Raw genomic sequence first — 15,990 nt, forward strand, 5'->3', positions numbered from 1 at the left:
CGCCGCCCGGCGCCTGCCAATGTGCGGACCCGACATTGCATCGGGCCGCCATGTGTGCGCGCAGGATGCCGCGTAAACCCTGATCAGTGCGGCAGCGGCACGTCGAAGCCGGCCTTGGCGAGCTCGTGCTGGTACTGTTCGAAGCCGGTGCCGGGCACGCGCTCGCCGCGGCGCTCGCAGACCTCGTCCATGCGCGCGATGACCTGCTCGGCCACGCCGTTCGATCCGTCGACGAAGATGCCTTCGGTCATCGTGACGTGGGCGCTCTCGAAGCTGCCGGCGCCCGCGAGCAGGATGGTGCGCGTGGGCGCGTCGTCGCCCACCAGCGCCACCAGCGCGGGGCTCACCCAGGCCGGCTGCAGCCGCGCCAGCGCCTCGGGCAGAAGCACGCCTTCGGTCATGGCCGTGGCGGCGGTGGGGGCGAGGCAGTTCACGCGCACGCCGTGGCGTGCGCCTTCGAGCGCGAGCGTCTGCATGAGCCCTACGAGCGCCATCTTGGCCGCGCTGTAGTTCGACTGGCCGAAGTTGCCGTAGAGGCCCGAGGAAGAGGTGGTCATCACGATGCGGCCATGGCGCTGCGCGCGCATGGTTTCCCACACCGCCTTGGTGCAGTGCACGCTCCCCATCAAGTGCACGTCCATCACCAGTCGGAAATCGTCGAGCGACATCTTCGAGAAGCTGCGATCGCGCAGCACGCCCGCGTTGTTGACGAGGATGTCGATGCGACCCCATGCCTCGACGGTGCGCGCGGCCATGGCCTGCATGGCGGCGAAGTCGGTCACGTCCCCGCCGTCGGCCAAGGCCGTGCCGCCGGCGCGTGCGATCTCTTCGACCACGGCCTGCGCGGGTGAGCCCGGGTGGCTGCCCGCGACGTCGTTGACCACGACGCGCGCGCCGTGCTGTGCGAGTGCGAGGGCATGCGCGCGGCCCAGGCCGCTGCCGGCCCCGGTGACGATGGCCACGCGGCCATCCAATAGCTTCTTCATGGATTCTCCTGATCGAGAGAATGGGGATGAGAGGTCAGAACGCGACCGCGTCGCGCCCCTTGAGGCCGAGCATGGCGCGCGCCTCGTCGGGCGTCGCGATCTCGAGCGAGAGTTCCTCGAGGATGCGGCGGATCTTGCGCACCTGCTCCGCGCACGAGCGCGCCAACTGGCCCTTGGCGATGTAGAGGCTGTCCTCGAGGCCGACGCGCACGTTGCCGCCCATCACCGCGCCCATCGTCAAAAGCGGCATCTGGTGGCGGCCCGCGCCGAGGATCGAGAAGCGGTAGCCGTCGCGGCCGAACAGCCGGTCGGCGGTGCTGCGCATCGTCACCAGGTTCTCGGGGTCGGGGCCGAGCCCGCCGAGGATGCCGTAGATGCTCTGGATGAAGAGCGGCCCCTTGACCAGGCCTTCGTCGACGAAGTGCGCGAGGTTGTAGAGATGGCCCACGTCGTAGCACTCGAACTCGAAGCGGGTGCCGCACTCGTCGCCGAGCACGCGCAGGATGTGCTTGATGTCACGGAAGGTGTTGCGGAAGATCAGGTCTTCCATGCCCTCGACGTAGGGCTGCTCCCAGTCGTGCTTCCAGGCCGCGACGCGTCGCGCCGCCGGATGGATCGAGAAGTTCATCGACCCCATGTTGAGCGAGCACATCTCGGGCTTGGCCTGCAGCGGGTAGGCCAGGCGCTCCTCGAGTGTCATGCGGGTGCTGCCGCCGGTGGTGATGTTGATCACCGCGTCGGTCGCGGCCTTGATGCGCGGCACGAACTGGTCGAACACCTTCGGGTCGGCCGACGGGCGCCCGTCGCGCGGGTCGCGCGCATGCAGGTGCAGGATCGCAGCGCCCGCTTCGGCGGCCTCGATCGACTGCTCGGCGATCTGGTCGGGCGTGAGCGCGAGGTGCTCGGACATGGTCGGCGTGTGGACCGAGCCCGTGACGGCACAGGAGATGATGACCTTGTCTTGGGTTCTTGCCATGGATGTTGTCGTTGGATGGGGAGTGCGGAGAAAGAGGCCGCGGCGTCAAACCGCGAGCCAGTCGGCCACGAGCTGCCGGTCCGAGGTCAGCGCCTCGGGCGTGCCCTCGAAGACGATGCGGCCGTGGCCCATGACGCACACGCGCGTCGAGACCTTGAGTGCGATGGCGAGCTTCTGCTCCACCAGCACCACCGACAGCCCCTTGCGGTGCATGTCGGCGATGCACTCGCCGACCTGCGCCACGATCTTGGGCGCGAGGCCCTCGGTGGGCTCGTCGATCAGCATCAGCTGCGGATTGCTGAGCAGCGAGCGGCAAATGGTGAGCATCTGCTGCTCGCCGCCCGACATGCTGCCGGCCATGGTGTTGCGCCGTTCCTTGAGCCGCGGGAAGTAGTCGAACATCTGCGCGACGCTCCAGCGGTGCGCGCCGGCCGTGGGCGGCTGCTCGCCCATGCGCAGGTTCTCGTCGACCGTGAGGTTGGCGAACACCTCGCGCTCCTCGGGCACGTAGCCGATGCCTGCGCGGCAGACCGCATAGGGCCGCGCGCCGGCCAGCTCGCGGCCTGCGAGCCGGACGCTGCCGGACGAGGGCGGGACCAGGCCCATGATCGCTTTCAGCGTGGTGGAGCGCCCGGTCCCGTTGCGCCCCAGCAGGCTGATCACCTCGTTGCGCGCGACATGCAGGTCGACACCGTGCAGCACGTGGCTCTTGCCGTAGTGGACGTGCAGGTCGCGCACCGCGAGCAGCGTGTCGGCGGCAGGCGCGGAAGGCGTGCTCATGCTGCGACCTCCTCGCCGAGATACGCTTCCCTCACGCGCGCGTCGGCGCGGATCTCGGCCGGCGTGCCGGTGGCGATCACCTGGCCGTACACCAGCACGCTGATACGGTCGCTGAGCGCGAACACCACGTCCATGTCGTGCTCCACGATCATCAGCGCGCGGCCCTTCGTCACCTCGCGGATCAGCTCGGCCGTGTAGTGCGTCTCTTCGCCCGACATGCCGGCCATCGGCTCGTCGAGCAGCACCACCTTCGGGTCGGAAGCCAGCGTCATCGCGATCTCGAGCGAGCGCTGTTCGGAATAGGCCATCTCGCCCGCGGTCGTCGCGGCGCGGGCAGTGAGTCGCACCAGTTCGAGCAGGCGCTCGGTCTCGGTGCGGATCGCGCGGTGGCCGTCGATGAACTGCCAGAATACGTACTGCAGCCCGTGGCGGCGCATGACGGCGAGGCGGATGTTCTCGTACACGCTGAGCTTCGGAAAGATGTTGGTGATCTGGAACGAGCGCGCAATGCCGAGCCGGTTGATCGCCTGCGGCGTGCGCCCGCCGATCTGCTGGCCGTCGAAGACGATCTCGCCCGCGCTCGGCGCGAGATGCCCCGAGACCAGGTGGAACAGCGTGGACTTGCCCGCGCCGTTGGGGCCGATCAGCGCATGCCGCTCGGCGGGCCGCAAATCAAGGTCGACGCCGCGCATGATTTCGGTCGGGCCGAAGGACTTGCGCAGGTTGCGGATGCACAGGATCGCGTCGGCACTCATGCGAGACCTCCGGTGCGTGCGGCCAGGGTTTCGGAGGGTGGCGCGGCGGATTCCGCCTGCGCAAGCGCCCTGAAGCGCAGCCGCGCCATCTGCGCCAGCAGCGCGCCGACAGCGGCCAGCCCGAGCGGCACGGCCCAGGTCGCGGCCGATGCCGGTGCCCAGGCGCGGCCCAGGTACGCGATGGGCGGCCATGCCTGGCCGGGCTGCAGGTTGGCGAGCGCACGGTAGTCCTGCGAGAACGCGCGCTGCAGCATCTCGATCGCGAAGGTGGCGCCCGCGGCCACCAGCAGCGCCGCGCCGAGCGACAGCAGCGCGAGCGGCAGCAGCCGGCCCCAGCCGAAGCGCTGGCGCAGGCGCGCACTGCTGCCGACCAAGCCCGCCAAACCCGAAGGCATGAACAGCATCACCCCCACGAACAGGATGCCCTGGTAGAGCAGCCACGAGCGCGTGAGGTCCGACACCGCATAGCCGAAGAAGGTCATGAGCGCCGCGCCGAAGGCCGGACCCAGGAACACCTTGACCCCGCCGATGTAGGTGTTGAGCACCACCGCGGCCGACAGCGCGGGGTCGAACACCACGTAGTTCGCCGATTCGTTGGACAGCACCTGCAGGCCGCCCGCGATGCCAGAGAACATCGCCGAGATCGCGAACACCCCGGTGCCGAGGCCGTGCACGTTGTAGCCGAGGAAGCGCAGCCGGTGGCTGTTCTCGCGCAGCCCGTAGGTGAGCCGGCCGAGCGGCGTGCGCGTGTAGAGGTAGAGCAGCGCGAGCGACAGCAGCACCCAGCCGAGCGCCAGGTAGTAGACCTGCGTGGTCGATCCGAAGTCCAGGCCCCAGGCCGGCATGCGCATGGTCGACATGCCGGCCTCGCCGCCGAACAGCCCCTTGAGGTGCGGTGCGAGCGAATGCACCAGCTCGGCGATGGCGAGCGTGATCATCGCGAAGTAGGTGCCGCTGCGCTGGGTGGCGAACCAGCCGGCCACGGTGCCGAAGGCGAGGCCGCAGACCGCGCCGGCCAGCGGCATCAGTGGCGTCGGCAGCAACCCGGCGCCGCCGAGCGCGTTCATCGCGTGCACCGTGCCGAACGCGCCGACGCCGAAGTAGGCCGCGTGGCCGAACGACAGCATGCCGGCCTGTCCGCACAGCAGGTTGTAGGCGCTCGCGAACAGCGCGGCGATCAGCATCTGCACGGCCGCGTTGAGCAGGCCCTGCGAAAGCAGGAAGGGCAGGGCGGCCAGCAGCGCGACACCGGCCGCGACGAGGGCGAAGGCGGTCTTCATCGCATCAGCCCTTCTCGCCCATGAGCCCGCTCGGCCGCACCAGAAGGATCAGCAGCATCAAGGCGAACGGGATCGTGGCCGACAGGCTCGAGAGCTTGAGCGTCATCAGGCCGCCGACGCCGCGCGCCCAGTCGCCCGAACCCGATAGCGCGAACAGGTCGGCCAGGCTGTAGTCGACGCCCACGGCCAGGGAAGTGACCACGCCGATCAGCAGCGACGCCAGCATCGCGCCGCCGAGCGAGCCGAGGCCGCCGACCACCACCACCACGAACACCATCACGCCGAGTTCGAGCGCCATGTTGGGGTTGGTGGTGTAGAACGCGCCGGCCACCGCGCCCGCCAGGCCGGCGAGTCCGGCGCCCACGCCGAACACGCCCATGAAGACGAGTGGCACGTTGTGGCCCAGCGCCTCGGCCATGCGCGGCCTGTGGATCGCCGAGCGCACCACGATGCCGACGCGCGTGCGCGTGAGCAGCAGGTAGATCGCGGCGAACATCGCGATGGCCACGCCGCCCATCAGCAGCCGGTAGGCCGGGTACTGCGCGCCGCCGATGCTGAAGGCCGGCACGTCGAGCGCGGCCGGGATGCGGTAGTCGACCGGAAAGTTGCCGAAGAACAGCTTGATCGTCTCGGCAATGATGAACGACAGACCGAAGGTCAGCAGCAGCTCGTGCGCATGGCCATGGTGGTGGACGCGCCGCAGGAGGAAGCGCTCGACCACCACGCCGATCAGGCCGACGAGAATCGGTGCGGCAACCACCGCGCCCCAGAAGCCGATGGTGCCCTGCAGCGTGTACGCGAAATAGGCGCCGAGCATGTAGAACGATGCATGCGCGAAGTTCAGCACGCCCATCATCCCGAAGATGAGCGTGAGGCCGGCCGACACCATGAACAGCAGCAGCCCGTAGACCACGCCGTTCATGAGGGAGACGATGAGCTGGTCCATGGGCCTAAGGCGGGATGCTTCATCGCGCAGCTGGACTGTGCGGGCGTCGAGGCTTCCTCGGCCGTGAAGCGCTTGACCGGCTTGAAGCCCATGTCGGTGCCGTCGACCTTGTAGCGCGCGTCCTTGGCCACGGTCGACACCACGATCGGCAGCAGCGCCTGGTGGTCGGCGGCGCGCATGCGCATCTCGCCCATCGGGGTCATGACCTTCGCGGTCTCGATCGCGCGCGCCAGCGCGTTCACGTTGAGCCTGCCGTTCACGGGCGCAGTGCGTTTGAGTGCATCGGCCACCATGGCCATGCCGAACACGGTCTGCGGCTCGACGAAGGCGGGCGCATGGCCGGTCTTGGCCTTGTAGTCGGCGACGAAACGCTCGCCCTCCGGGCCGGCGGCCTCGGCATTGAAGGTGTGCGCCACGAAATGTCCCGCCGCGAGCTCGCCCGCGTTCGCGATGTTGCCCGGCTGGTCGAGGAAGACGGTGCCGAAGCGCACCTTCAGGCCCGCCGACTTCGAGGCCTTCATCAGCAGCAGCAGGTCGTTGGACCAGTTGCCGGTGATGACCGAGTCGGCCTTCGCGCCGCTGATCTTCGCGACGTAGGGCGCGAAGTCCTGCACCTTGTTGACGTCGTGCAGCGTCTTCTCGACCACCTGGTAGCCGCCGGCCGCCGCGTTGTCGGCAATCGCGCGCTCCATGTCCTGGCCCCAGGAGTAGTTCTGGTTGATCGAGTACACGCGGGTGCCGAGCGCGTCGGCCTGCTTCATCGCTGCGACCAGCGCCTTGGTGCGGATCTGCGCGTCGCCGCTGAAGCGGAAGTGGTGGAAGTTGCACTTCTCGCCGGTGAGCTCGAGCGCTTCGGCACCGACGTTGATGTAGATCATCTCCTCGCCCGGATTGCGCAGGTTGTGCTTGCGCACGTCCTCGGTGATCTGCCCGCCGATGGCCGAAGAGGCGCCCTGCACGATCAGGTGCACGCCGTCGGCGGCCGCGGCCTTGAGCTTGTCGGCGGCGCCCGCGGGGCCGCCCTGGTTGTCGTACTCGAGCAACTGCACCGGCTCGCCGTTCCAGCCACCGGCCGCATTGATCTGGTCGACGGCGAAGCGCACGGCTGTGCGGTAAGCCTGGCCCGACGAGGCCTGCGGGCCCGACAGCGTTTCGAGCACGCCGACCTTGACGGGCGCGGCCGATGCGGCGCCGGAGGCGAAGAAGCCGAGCGCGCAGGCGAGGCCGGACGTGAGGGTTGCTTTGAGTTTGTGCATTGATGTCTCCATGCTTGTTGGTAAGTGAAGGAAGGCGGGGCTCAGAGGTATTCCATGTTCCCGTCGACGCTGATGGCTTGGCCGCTCAGGTTGCGTGCCGCGGGCGAGCAGAGGAAGAGCGCCATCGCTGCCACGTCGTCGGCAGTGACCATGCGGCGCAGCGAGATCTTCTGCAGGTACTCCGAGCGCATCGCCTCCACCGAGACGCCGGCGTTGGCGGCGCGCGCGCCGATCACGCTGTTCATGCGGTCGCCCTCGACGGTGCCCGGAAGGATCGCGTTGACCCGCACCCCGTGCGGCCCGAGCTCGATCGCGAGCGACTTCATGAGCCCGACGATGGCCCACTTGGTGGCCGCATAGGGCGTGCGGAATGCATAGCCGAGCCGGCCCGCGACCGAACTCATCGCGATCAGGCTCGGGTTCATCGTGGAGCGCTTGAGCAGCGGCACGGCCCGGTTGGAGAAGTAGAACTGGCTGTTCAGGTTGACCGCGACGGTGCGCTCCCAGTCGCCGCGCCGCAGCTCGTGGATGGGCCCGGTGGGCCCCGCGATGCCGACGTTGTTGACCAGCACGTCGAGCCCGCCGAGCGCGCCCTGCACGTCGTCGAAGACGCGGTCGACGTCCCCGGCCACCGAGGCATCGGCCACGCTCGCGGTGATTTCGGGCGCCTCGCGCGCGAGCCGGTCGAGCGCCGAGCGGTCGATGTCGCAGACATGCACGCGCGCCCCCGTCTCGCGAAAGGCCAGGGCCACGGCCGCGCCGAGGCCCGATGCGCCTGCGCTGACCAGCACGCGCAGGCCGGGCGGAGGACGCAGTGAATCGATGATGCTCATGGTTTTTGTGGTGTCTGTGCGATGCCGTGCAGTGTCGGAAAACGCAGCGCGCGCGCCTATGTGCGTCGCGCACACTGGCGGCCGCGTCGCGATGTGATCGCCGGCCTGGGGCTCGGACCCATGGGCATCGCCCCGCGCTTCTGCTAGCCTTCGCGGCCCTATGTCACTCCCCCCTTCCGAACGGCCGCGCAGCGTGGCGCCGACCCCTGCCGCCGCCACCGACGAGATCGCCGCCGAGCTCGTCGGCCTGTTGCACCGGAATGCGCCGGCCGAGGAGTTCGCGGCGCGGCTCGCACGCGTCGAGGCGCTGCCGGACGCGCTGCAGCGCAAGACCGGGCTCGTCGAGCTGGTGCGCATGGCGATGGCGCTGCGCAACCGGCTCGAGGTGCACGAGCACCGCGAGCGCGGCATGCTCGCGGTGATCGAATCGGCGCAGGACCTGTCGAGCCGCCTCGACCTCACCGGCCTGCTAAAGGCGATCGTCGTGCGCGCGCGCAACCTCATGGGTTCGCACCTGTGCTGGCTCACCATCTACGACAAAGACAGCGGCGAGTTCCAGGTGGTGGTGGCCGACGGCGCGATCTCGCAGCGCACCGGCCAGATGACCGCGGGCCGGAACCTCGGCGTCGCGGGCGTGGTGATGTCCACGCGGCTGCCGTTCTTCACGCCCGACTACCTGCACGACAACCGCTTCGTGCACGACCCGAAGCTCGACGACACCTTCCGCGACGAGGGCGTGGCCGCGCTGGTGGGCGCGCCGCTGATCTGCGACGACAACGTGATCGGGCTGCTCTTCGTGGCCGACCGCTACCACCGCACGCACACCGCGCTCAACGTTTCGATCCTCTGCACGCTCGCCACCCATGCGGCGGTGGCGATCAACAACGCCAAGGCCTTCGCCGCGTCGAAGGAAGCGCTCGAAAAAGCCGACCTCGCGCGCAGCGAGCTGGAGCGGCACGTGCGCGACGTGCAGGGCGCCGCCGAGGCGCACGAGCAGCTGACCTCGCTGCTGGCGCAGGGTGCTTCGCTCGGCGCGCTGTGCCAGTCGGTCGCGCAGTTGCTCGACGGCAGCGTGCTGGTGCTCGACGAGGCCTTCCAGGTCATCGGCCGCGGGCGTGCGGCGGGCTATGCGGGCAGCGCAGCCGACGACTACGCGCCGCACGATGGAAACAGCGCGGCGCTGGCGAAGGCGCTGCGAGAGAGCCGCCGCGCCGGCCGCTCGGCTGTGGCATTTTCAGCAGGCGGCGAGCTGTGCCGCGTGATCGCGGTGCTCGGCGGCGACGACGTGCTGGGCGCCGTGCTGCTGTTCCGCCACGAGGACCTGCGCGAGGTGTCGCTGCGGACCTTCGAGCGCAGCTCGAGCGTCATCGGCATCGTGCTGCTGTCGCAGGAGCGCGTCGAGGCCGGCAAGAGCCGCGAGGTCTCGGCGCTGCTGCGCACGCTGGTTTCGCCGCGGCAGGACGAGCCGGCGGTGACGCGCGACCGGGCCGAGCGCTTCGGCCTCGACCTGTCGCAGCCCGTGTCGCTGCTGCTGGTGGAAATGGCCGAACCGCGGCCGGGCTTCTGGGCTCGCCGCCTGCGTGCGGGCACCTCGCCACGCTTCGCGCATGTGCTCGACGAGGTCGACGGCGTGCTGGCGCTGGTGTGCGGCGCAACGCGCGCGCAGGATGTGCTCGCCGAGGTCACGGCGTTCGCGCGCAGCGAGCTCGGCGACGCCTACCGTGGCGTGCTCTCGCGGCCCGTGCAGTCGCCGGCCGAACTGCCTGCGCTCTATGCGGCGCTGCGGCGCGCTTTAACGGTGCTCGGGCGCCTTGGCATGCGCGGCAGCATCGTCGGGCAGAACGAGATGGCGCTCTACTCGGTGCTGTTCGAGACGCACGACCAGGCGAGCCTCAATGCCTTTCTCGACGCGACCATCGGGGCGGTGATGACGCACGACCGAAAGCGCGGCTCGGAGCTGACCGCGACGCTGCTGGCCTACTTCGACTGCAACCAGAATGCCAAGTCCACTGCGGCGCGCATGGCCATCCACGTCAACACCGTGCGCCAGCGGCTTGCGACGATCGAGGAGCTGTTGGGGCACTGGGGCAGCGCAAGCCGTGCGCTCGAGATCCACATGGCGCTGCGGCTGTGGCGGCTGGGGACGGCGCTGCCTGCGTCCGAAGCCGCGCGCCCCGACCTCGAATGCAAGATTCCGTAAGGTGCGCTGTGCGCCGGCGCCTCACATAATCGGTCGTTCCGATGAAGGACCGGCCGGCGGCCGTCGCGCGGCGGGTCTGTAGTATCCGGGCGCATCGCCTCCGTGTCCGCCCCTTCGCCGCATTACCGTATCGCCCTGATGAGCCCGATCGTTGTTCGTTCGATGGCCGTGCTCGCATGGCTTGTGCTGGTCTTGTTTGCCGTCCCGAGCCGGGCCGACATCCGGCCCCTGAGGCTGGACGCGACGCTGCACGCGGCCGAGCGCAACTTCGAAGGACGGCTCGAGGCCTATCACGACCGAACCGGGCGCCTGACGCAGCAGCAGCTGGCATCGCCGCCTTATGCGCAGCAGTTCGAGCAACTGCCGGGCGGCCTGAACGGCGGCTATTCGAGCGGTGCATGGTGGGTGCGCTTCCAGGTCCAGGCCAGTCCCGATGAACTGGCCGAGCCGCTGCAGGGCGGCTGGTGGCTGCGGCTGGGCGCACCGTATGCGGACTACGTCGACGTGTGGCTGCCGGCGGCGCAAGAGGACGGCGGCAACAGCGGCCTCGTGCACCGCGAGCTCGGCGGCATGCGTGCCGGTGCGCTGCGCGAACTGCCTTGGACGCTGGGCGTGGTGCGCCTGCCTGCGCTGCCGGATGCCGAGCCGCACTGGGCCTGGGTGCGTCTGGCCGGCGACCGGGCGCTGAGCCTGATCGGTGGCGTCTCGCCGCTGCCCGAAGTGGCAGCGGTGCAGCGGGAGATCACGTTTGCGTCGGGCGCGGCGATCGGCATGGTCTTCCTGATGGCGCTGGTCAGCCTGATGATGGGTGTCGCGCTGCCGGAGCGCCGCTTCATCGGCTATGCGGGCTATCTCCTCACGCTCGCGCTGCTGTTCTGGACCTCGGAGAACCTGCAGTCCACACGGTGGTTTCCGAACCATCCATTGATCGCGGTGCGCCTGCACAGCGTGTCGTTGTGCCTGCATACCATGGCCGCCGTCGCCTTTTCCCGCAGCCTGCTCGACATGGCGCATCAGTTTCCGCGCCTGGACCGCGTGTTCAAGGTGCTGATCGCCGCCGGTGGCGTGGCCTGCGTGATGGCCGCGGCCGGCTGGTACGGGCTCATCGCGCCGGGCCTCAACCTCGCGTGGGTGGCGTTCGCGGTCTTTGCCGTCGCACTGTGCGCCGTGCTGCTGCGCCGCAACACCGCGGCCTGGCCCGGCATGATCGGGTACGCGGTCTACCTGGCGGTGGGCATGCTTCATTTCGCCAAGAACCTGCAATGGCTTCCCTTCACGCTGGCCACGCAGTACAGCTACGCGGTCGGCGCCATCGTTCACATCCTCGCGCTGTTCTTCGCGCTGGGCTGGCGCGTGCGCCATCGGGAGCGCCGGGCGCTCGCGCTGTCGCGGCGGCACGGCGAGCGGCTGGAGCAGAGCGTGCTCGAGCGCACGCACGACCTTCGCGAGGAAGTCGCCCAGCACCGGCAGACCCACGGCCAGCTGGCCCAGGCGCTGCGCGAGCAGCGCGGGTTGCTGGCCATGGTGTCCCATGAATTCCGCACGCCGCTGGGCACCATCGGCGGCGCCGCGCAGATCCTCTCCGACGACCGGCTCGCGCTGCCGCGCGGCGACGTGAAGAGCGAGGCGGCCAAGATCTCGCGCACCGTGCTGCGCATGGGCGACCTGGTGGACACGCTGCTGGCCGACGAGTGGCTCGAGGCGAGCACCGAGAACATGTGCCTCGCACCCGTCGACGTGGCCGGGCTGCTGCGCGAGAAGGTCGAGGAGCACAACGCCGGTGCAGGCGGCGGACGCATTGCGCTGGAACTGTGGCAGCCCCGTATGCGCGTGCTGGCCGACGAAACGCTGCTGCACATCGCGCTGGACAACCTGCTGGCCAACGCGATCAAGTACGGCCCCGCCGATGCGCCGGTGTTGGTGTGGGCCGGGCCGGAAACCGAAGCCCCGGGGCAGGCAGCAGCGGGCCTGGCCGCGCCCGGCATGTGCATCCGGGTCTGTGACGAGGGGCCGGGCTTCATGCCGCAGGACCTGCCGCACGTCTTCGAGCGCTTCTACCGCGCGGCAAGCGTTCGGCGCGTGCCGGGCATCGGCCTCGGCCTGCACATGGTGCACCGCATCGCGAAGCTGCATGCCGGGGATGCGGTCGCCGCCAACCGGCCCGGTGGCGGCGCTGTTCTGACCTTCTCGCTGCCGCTTTGCACGGCGGACAACGAACATCAGATCGAGAAGCAATGGGCGATGGCATGAAGCAGCAGCCTGCACCGGCCACCCGCGTGCTCGTCATTGAGGACGACGACGACCTGCGCGACACGCTCGTGCGCTATCTCGGCGGCGTGGGGATGTTCGCGCGCGGGCTGGCGAGCGCCGAGGAGGTCGAGGCCGAGCTGGCGCGCCACGACTTCGACACGGCGGTGTGCGACGTCAACCTGCCCGGGGCAGACGGGTTCACGGTGCTCGCACGGCTGCGCGCAGTCAGCGCCATGCGCATCGTGATGCTCACCGCCCGCGGCATGGCGCATGACCGCCTGCGAGGGCTGGGCCTGGGCGCCGACTACTACCTCGTCAAGCCGGTGAATCTGCGGGAGTTGGAGATGGTGCTGCAGAACCTGCGCCAGCGCAGCCAGGAAAGCCGGGGCGCGCGCGAGGGCGATCCGGCGCTGGACGCGGGCACGCTCGCGCCATGGCGCTATCAGGGTGGCAGCTGGGGCCTGCTGGCCCCGGACGGCCAGCGCGTGCAGCTGTCGAGCTCCGAAGCGCGGCTCGTGCAGAGCCTGGTCGAACGGCCCGGCGAAGTGGTCGACCGGACTGCATTGCTCGCCGCCATGGGGCGCCCGGATCTGGAAGCCTACGAGCGAAATCTCGACGTCACCGTGTCCCGGCTGCGCCGCAAGGCCGAACAGGCGTGCGGGCAGCGGGTGCCGATCGTCGCGGTGCGGGGGGAGGGCTACAGCTTCCAGGGCGCCGTGCGCATCGAGCCCTGAAGCGCATCGCCCGGCGGCCTGCGTCGCCAATGTTCGGTAAAGTCGCCACCCGGGACGGTGGGGATATCGCAGACATGTCGTCCGCGGACCTGCCCGAAGACGAGGAGAGCAGCGTGAGGCAATGGCGTCTGGCGGGAAGTCTGGCGAGCCTGGCGATGGGTTGCGGCCTGGCCGCGGCCGAGCCGGCGTGGTTCACCGTTGCGGGCGATCCGCTCGACCGGTCCGCCGACACGGTGCAGGTCGACCTGAGCGGTGTGAAGCAGGGCGCCGCACGCTCCGAGGGCGACATCGAGCTCGCCGTGCGGGTGAACCGCTCGGCTCCGCGCTACAACTGGGACGGCATTCCCTATCGCTCCTACGAATCGCGCGTGGTGTTCGACTGCAGTGGGAAGAGCGCGGCCTACGTGCAGGCGCGCTACTACGCCGAGCCGCTGTGGCGTGGTGCTTCCCATCACGAAGCCGACTACACCGATTCGCCGCGGCCCATGCGTTTCGCCGAAATGTCGCCGAATCCGACGGCGCGCCTCGTGCGCGCGGCATGCCGCACGGGGCCTTGAAGGGGGCGGTTTCCGGGCATCGCGGGCGCGGGGTTCAGCGCCAGACGACGCGGCCATGCGCTCGGCGCCTACGCACCGGTCGAAGCGCGGCGCCAACCTGAGGGACCGGCCGGCGCCATGCCGTGCCTCTTTCTCTCTCTTGCCCAGGAGCCTCACCGATGACCCATCCCAAGGACGCAAGTCCGAAGCCACCCCTTCCCACGCCCGCGCAGCAGCCGCCGGGCCTCGAATCCGCCATGACGCCGGCGCCGGATTTCGGCGAGGACTCGTACGTCGGTTCGGGCAAGCTCGCGGGTAAGGCGGCACTCGTGACCGGCGGCGACAGCGGCATCGGCCGAGCGGTCGCGCTGGCCTTCGCCCGCGAAGGCGCCGACGTGGCGATCTCCTACCTGCCCGAGGAAGAGTCGGATGCGCAGGTCACTGTGCGCGTCGTGGAGGCCGCCGGCCGGCGCTGCCTGGCCCTGCCGGGCGACATCCGCGACGAGGCGCACTGCCGGCACCTGGTGCAGCAGACGGTCGAACGCCTTGGCGGGCTCGACGTGCTGGTCAACAACGCGGCCTTCCAGATGTCGCACGCATCCCTCGACGAGATATCGGCCGAGGAGTTCGAGCGCACCTTCCGCACCAACGTCTATGCGAACTTTTTCCTTTGCAAGGCCGCGGTGCCGCACATGAAACCCGGCAGCGCGATCATCAGCACCGCCTCGGTCAACGCCGACAAGCCGAACGCGACCCTCGTGGCCTACGCGGCGACCAAGGGCGCGATCCAGAACATGTCGGGCGGCATGGCCCAACTGCTGGCAGACAAGGGCATCCGGGTGAACTGCGTCGCGCCCGGTCCGTTCTGGACGCCGCTGATCCCCTCGACGATGCCGCCCGAGAAGGTGAAGGAATTCGGTTCGCAGACGCCGATGAAGCGGCCCGGCCAGCCGCGCGAGCTGCAGGCCGTCTATGTGCTGCTGGCGTCCGATGAGGGCAGCTACATCTCGGGCGCGACGATCCCGGTCACGGGCGGGGTGCCGTTCATCTGAAACGGGCCGCGTCGCGCAGGTCTCCGCTATTCCTACGGCGCACCACGCCGCAGGCCGACGCGGCGTGCCTGTGGCGCCCTTAGCCTGGAGCCATGAACCCGCAAGACACGACCACTCCCCAGACCGTCAACGCCGATGACAGCGCGGCCATCGAGGCGTTGGCGAAGAAGCTCGACGCCACGCCCGAGCAGGTGCAAGAGGCGATCGGCGTCGTCGGCACCAAGGCCTCCGACATCGAGCTGCACCTCAAGGGCTCGCGCAGCACCACCAACGCCGAGCGCACCGCCTCAAAGAGCTGAGGGCCGCCGCGCGTTGCGCCGGCGGCGCCCCGAGCGGACCGCGACGGCCAGCAGCACCAGTGTTGCGCCGGCGAGGCCGAGTGTCGTCGCCTTGGTCGCCGGCTTCGATGCGGCGCGGAAGCCGCCGTCGATCGCATGCCCGCGCGAGGCATCGAGCAGGTTGCCGTCGCTCGGCGCCACGGGCTGCGCGCGCCGCTGCAGCGTTTGCGTGAGCCAGCGCATCGAGCGCGCCAGCAGGTCGGGCGCGAGCGCGTGCGCCAGGATGCCCAGGCGCGCCGGCGCGCCGATGTAGGTGCGCCGACGCGGCCGCGTGGCGCCGGCCAGTTCGACCAGCGCGTCGGCCACGCGGCGAGGATCGACCATCGGCGGCGGCGGCCCCACACTGCGGCCGGTGTAGTTGGCGCCATGCGCCATGCCGGGGCTGTCGACGAAGGTGGGGAACACCTCGCAGACATGCACCTGCGGCATGTCGCGCAGCTCGGCGCGCAGCGCTTCCGAGAACCCGCGCAGCCCGAACTTGCTGGCGCTGTACGCGGTGGCGAACGGCGCCGACACCCAGCCGCCGATCGAGATCATGTTGATGAGCGTGCCGCTGCGGCGCGCCCGGAAGTGCGGCACGATCGCGTGCGCGCCGTGGATGTGGCCGAGCAGGTTGGTCTCGATCACGCGCCGATGGGCGTCCATCGGCGTGTCCTCGAACCGGCCCACCGCGCCGACGCCTACGTTGTTGATCCACACGTCGACGCGGCCGAAGCGCAGGATCGCGGTGCGCGCGAGTTCCGCCACGGCCGTGGCATCGGTTACGTCGGTGGGCACCGCCACCGCGGGCGCGCCGAGCGCCACGCAGGCATCGGCCACGGACTGCAGCGCGCCCGATGCGCGCGCCGCGAGCACCAGCGAGGCGCCCTGGGCGGCGAACGCGAGCGCGGCCGCATGGCCGATCCCGCTGGAGGCACCGGTAAGGACGATGGTCTTGCCGCGCAGCGGCGCGGCGGGATGGCGGGTGGGTTCGGCAGACGTGGGGTTATCGGCTGACATGGGCGAGGTCTCCTACAATGGCCGGCAAGGCTCGACGCCGGCCTGATCCGGCATGCTCGGCGCTGCGCC

15 protein-coding genes are annotated in these 15,990 nt (G+C 69.9%); 6 read left to right on the forward strand and 9 right to left on the reverse strand.

Annotated features, from left to right (window positions below):
- Nucleotides 1-83 precede the first annotated feature (83 nt).
- From AC3A6R_RS23700 to AC3A6R_RS23735, 8 genes are read right to left on the reverse strand one after another with little or no spacing between them, the layout of a single operon-like run.
- A complete protein-coding gene (locus AC3A6R_RS23700; RefSeq protein WP_487865781.1) occupies nucleotides 84-986 on the reverse strand; it encodes an SDR family NAD(P)-dependent oxidoreductase in 903 nt (300 codons plus the stop codon).
- Nucleotides 987-1,020: 34 nt separating this feature from the next.
- Nucleotides 1,021-1,962, reverse strand: coding sequence for a 3,5-dioxohexanoate:acetyl-CoA acetone transferase (kce, locus tag AC3A6R_RS23705; protein ID WP_487865782.1), 942 nt, complete (start codon nucleotides 1,960-1,962; stop codon nucleotides 1,021-1,023).
- 45 nt (nucleotides 1,963-2,007) lie between these two features.
- Nucleotides 2,008-2,742, reverse strand: a complete 735-nt coding sequence (locus AC3A6R_RS23710; RefSeq protein WP_487865783.1) for an ABC transporter ATP-binding protein — start codon at nucleotides 2,740-2,742, stop codon at nucleotides 2,008-2,010.
- Complete coding sequence (locus AC3A6R_RS23715; protein ID WP_487865784.1) at nucleotides 2,739-3,497, reverse strand: ABC transporter ATP-binding protein; 759 nt, start codon at nucleotides 3,495-3,497, stop codon at nucleotides 2,739-2,741. The genes AC3A6R_RS23710 and AC3A6R_RS23715 overlap by 4 nt, the downstream gene beginning before the upstream one ends.
- Nucleotides 3,494-4,777, reverse strand: coding sequence for a branched-chain amino acid ABC transporter permease (locus AC3A6R_RS23720; RefSeq protein WP_487865785.1), 1,284 nt, complete (start codon nucleotides 4,775-4,777; stop codon nucleotides 3,494-3,496). Before AC3A6R_RS23720 ends, AC3A6R_RS23715 begins: the two co-directional genes overlap by 4 nt.
- 4 nt (nucleotides 4,778-4,781) lie before the next feature.
- Nucleotides 4,782-5,723, reverse strand: a complete 942-nt coding sequence (locus AC3A6R_RS23725) for a branched-chain amino acid ABC transporter permease (protein WP_487865786.1) — start codon at nucleotides 5,721-5,723, stop codon at nucleotides 4,782-4,784.
- Nucleotides 5,696-6,979, reverse strand: coding sequence for a branched-chain amino acid ABC transporter substrate-binding protein (locus AC3A6R_RS23730; protein ID WP_487865787.1), 1,284 nt, complete (start codon nucleotides 6,977-6,979; stop codon nucleotides 5,696-5,698). Before AC3A6R_RS23730 ends, AC3A6R_RS23725 begins: the two co-directional genes overlap by 28 nt.
- A 41-nt stretch (nucleotides 6,980-7,020) precedes the next feature.
- Nucleotides 7,021-7,812 carry an SDR family oxidoreductase gene (locus AC3A6R_RS23735; protein ID WP_487865788.1) on the reverse strand — a complete coding sequence of 264 codons (792 nt, stop codon included), beginning with the start codon at nucleotides 7,810-7,812 and terminating at the stop codon, nucleotides 7,021-7,023.
- Between the two features lie 160 nt (nucleotides 7,813-7,972).
- On the opposite strand from AC3A6R_RS23735, the gene AC3A6R_RS23740 reads away from it, so the two are divergent.
- The 6 genes from AC3A6R_RS23740 to AC3A6R_RS23765 all read left to right on the forward strand — a co-directional run bounded on the left by AC3A6R_RS23740 (nucleotide 7,973) and on the right by AC3A6R_RS23765 (nucleotide 14,883).
- Nucleotides 7,973-10,012: a helix-turn-helix domain-containing protein gene (locus tag AC3A6R_RS23740; protein WP_487865789.1), complete on the forward strand. Its 2,040-nt coding sequence runs from the start codon at nucleotides 7,973-7,975 to the stop codon at nucleotides 10,010-10,012.
- A 138-nt stretch (nucleotides 10,013-10,150) separates the two neighbouring features.
- Nucleotides 10,151-12,262 carry a sensor histidine kinase gene (locus AC3A6R_RS23745; RefSeq protein ID WP_487865790.1) on the forward strand — a complete coding sequence of 704 codons (2,112 nt, stop codon included), beginning with the start codon at nucleotides 10,151-10,153 and terminating at the stop codon, nucleotides 12,260-12,262.
- Nucleotides 12,259-12,996 (forward strand): response regulator transcription factor, encoded by a 738-nt coding sequence (locus AC3A6R_RS23750; protein WP_487865791.1) that lies wholly within the window; start codon nucleotides 12,259-12,261, stop codon nucleotides 12,994-12,996. Before AC3A6R_RS23745 ends, AC3A6R_RS23750 begins: the two co-directional genes overlap by 4 nt.
- Before the next feature lie 74 nt (nucleotides 12,997-13,070).
- Nucleotides 13,071-13,553 carry a surface-adhesin E family protein gene (locus AC3A6R_RS23755; protein ID WP_487865792.1) on the forward strand — a complete coding sequence of 161 codons (483 nt, stop codon included), beginning with the start codon at nucleotides 13,071-13,073 and terminating at the stop codon, nucleotides 13,551-13,553.
- Nucleotides 13,554-13,711: 158 nt separating this feature from the next.
- On the forward strand, nucleotides 13,712-14,584 hold the full coding sequence (locus tag AC3A6R_RS23760) for an SDR family oxidoreductase (protein WP_487865793.1): 873 nt from the start codon (nucleotides 13,712-13,714) through the stop codon (nucleotides 14,582-14,584).
- A 92-nt stretch (nucleotides 14,585-14,676) separates the two neighbouring features.
- Nucleotides 14,677-14,883, forward strand: a complete 207-nt coding sequence (locus AC3A6R_RS23765) for a DUF3606 domain-containing protein (RefSeq protein ID WP_487862961.1) — start codon at nucleotides 14,677-14,679, stop codon at nucleotides 14,881-14,883.
- Here the strand turns inward: AC3A6R_RS23765 and AC3A6R_RS23770 are convergent.
- A complete protein-coding gene (locus tag AC3A6R_RS23770; protein ID WP_487865794.1) occupies nucleotides 14,872-15,921 on the reverse strand; it encodes an SDR family oxidoreductase in 1,050 nt (349 codons plus the stop codon). The genes AC3A6R_RS23765 and AC3A6R_RS23770 overlap by 12 nt on opposite strands.
- Nucleotides 15,922-15,990 lie beyond the last annotated feature (69 nt).

Source organism: Variovorax sp. Soil_C_19, assembly GCF_057657255.1.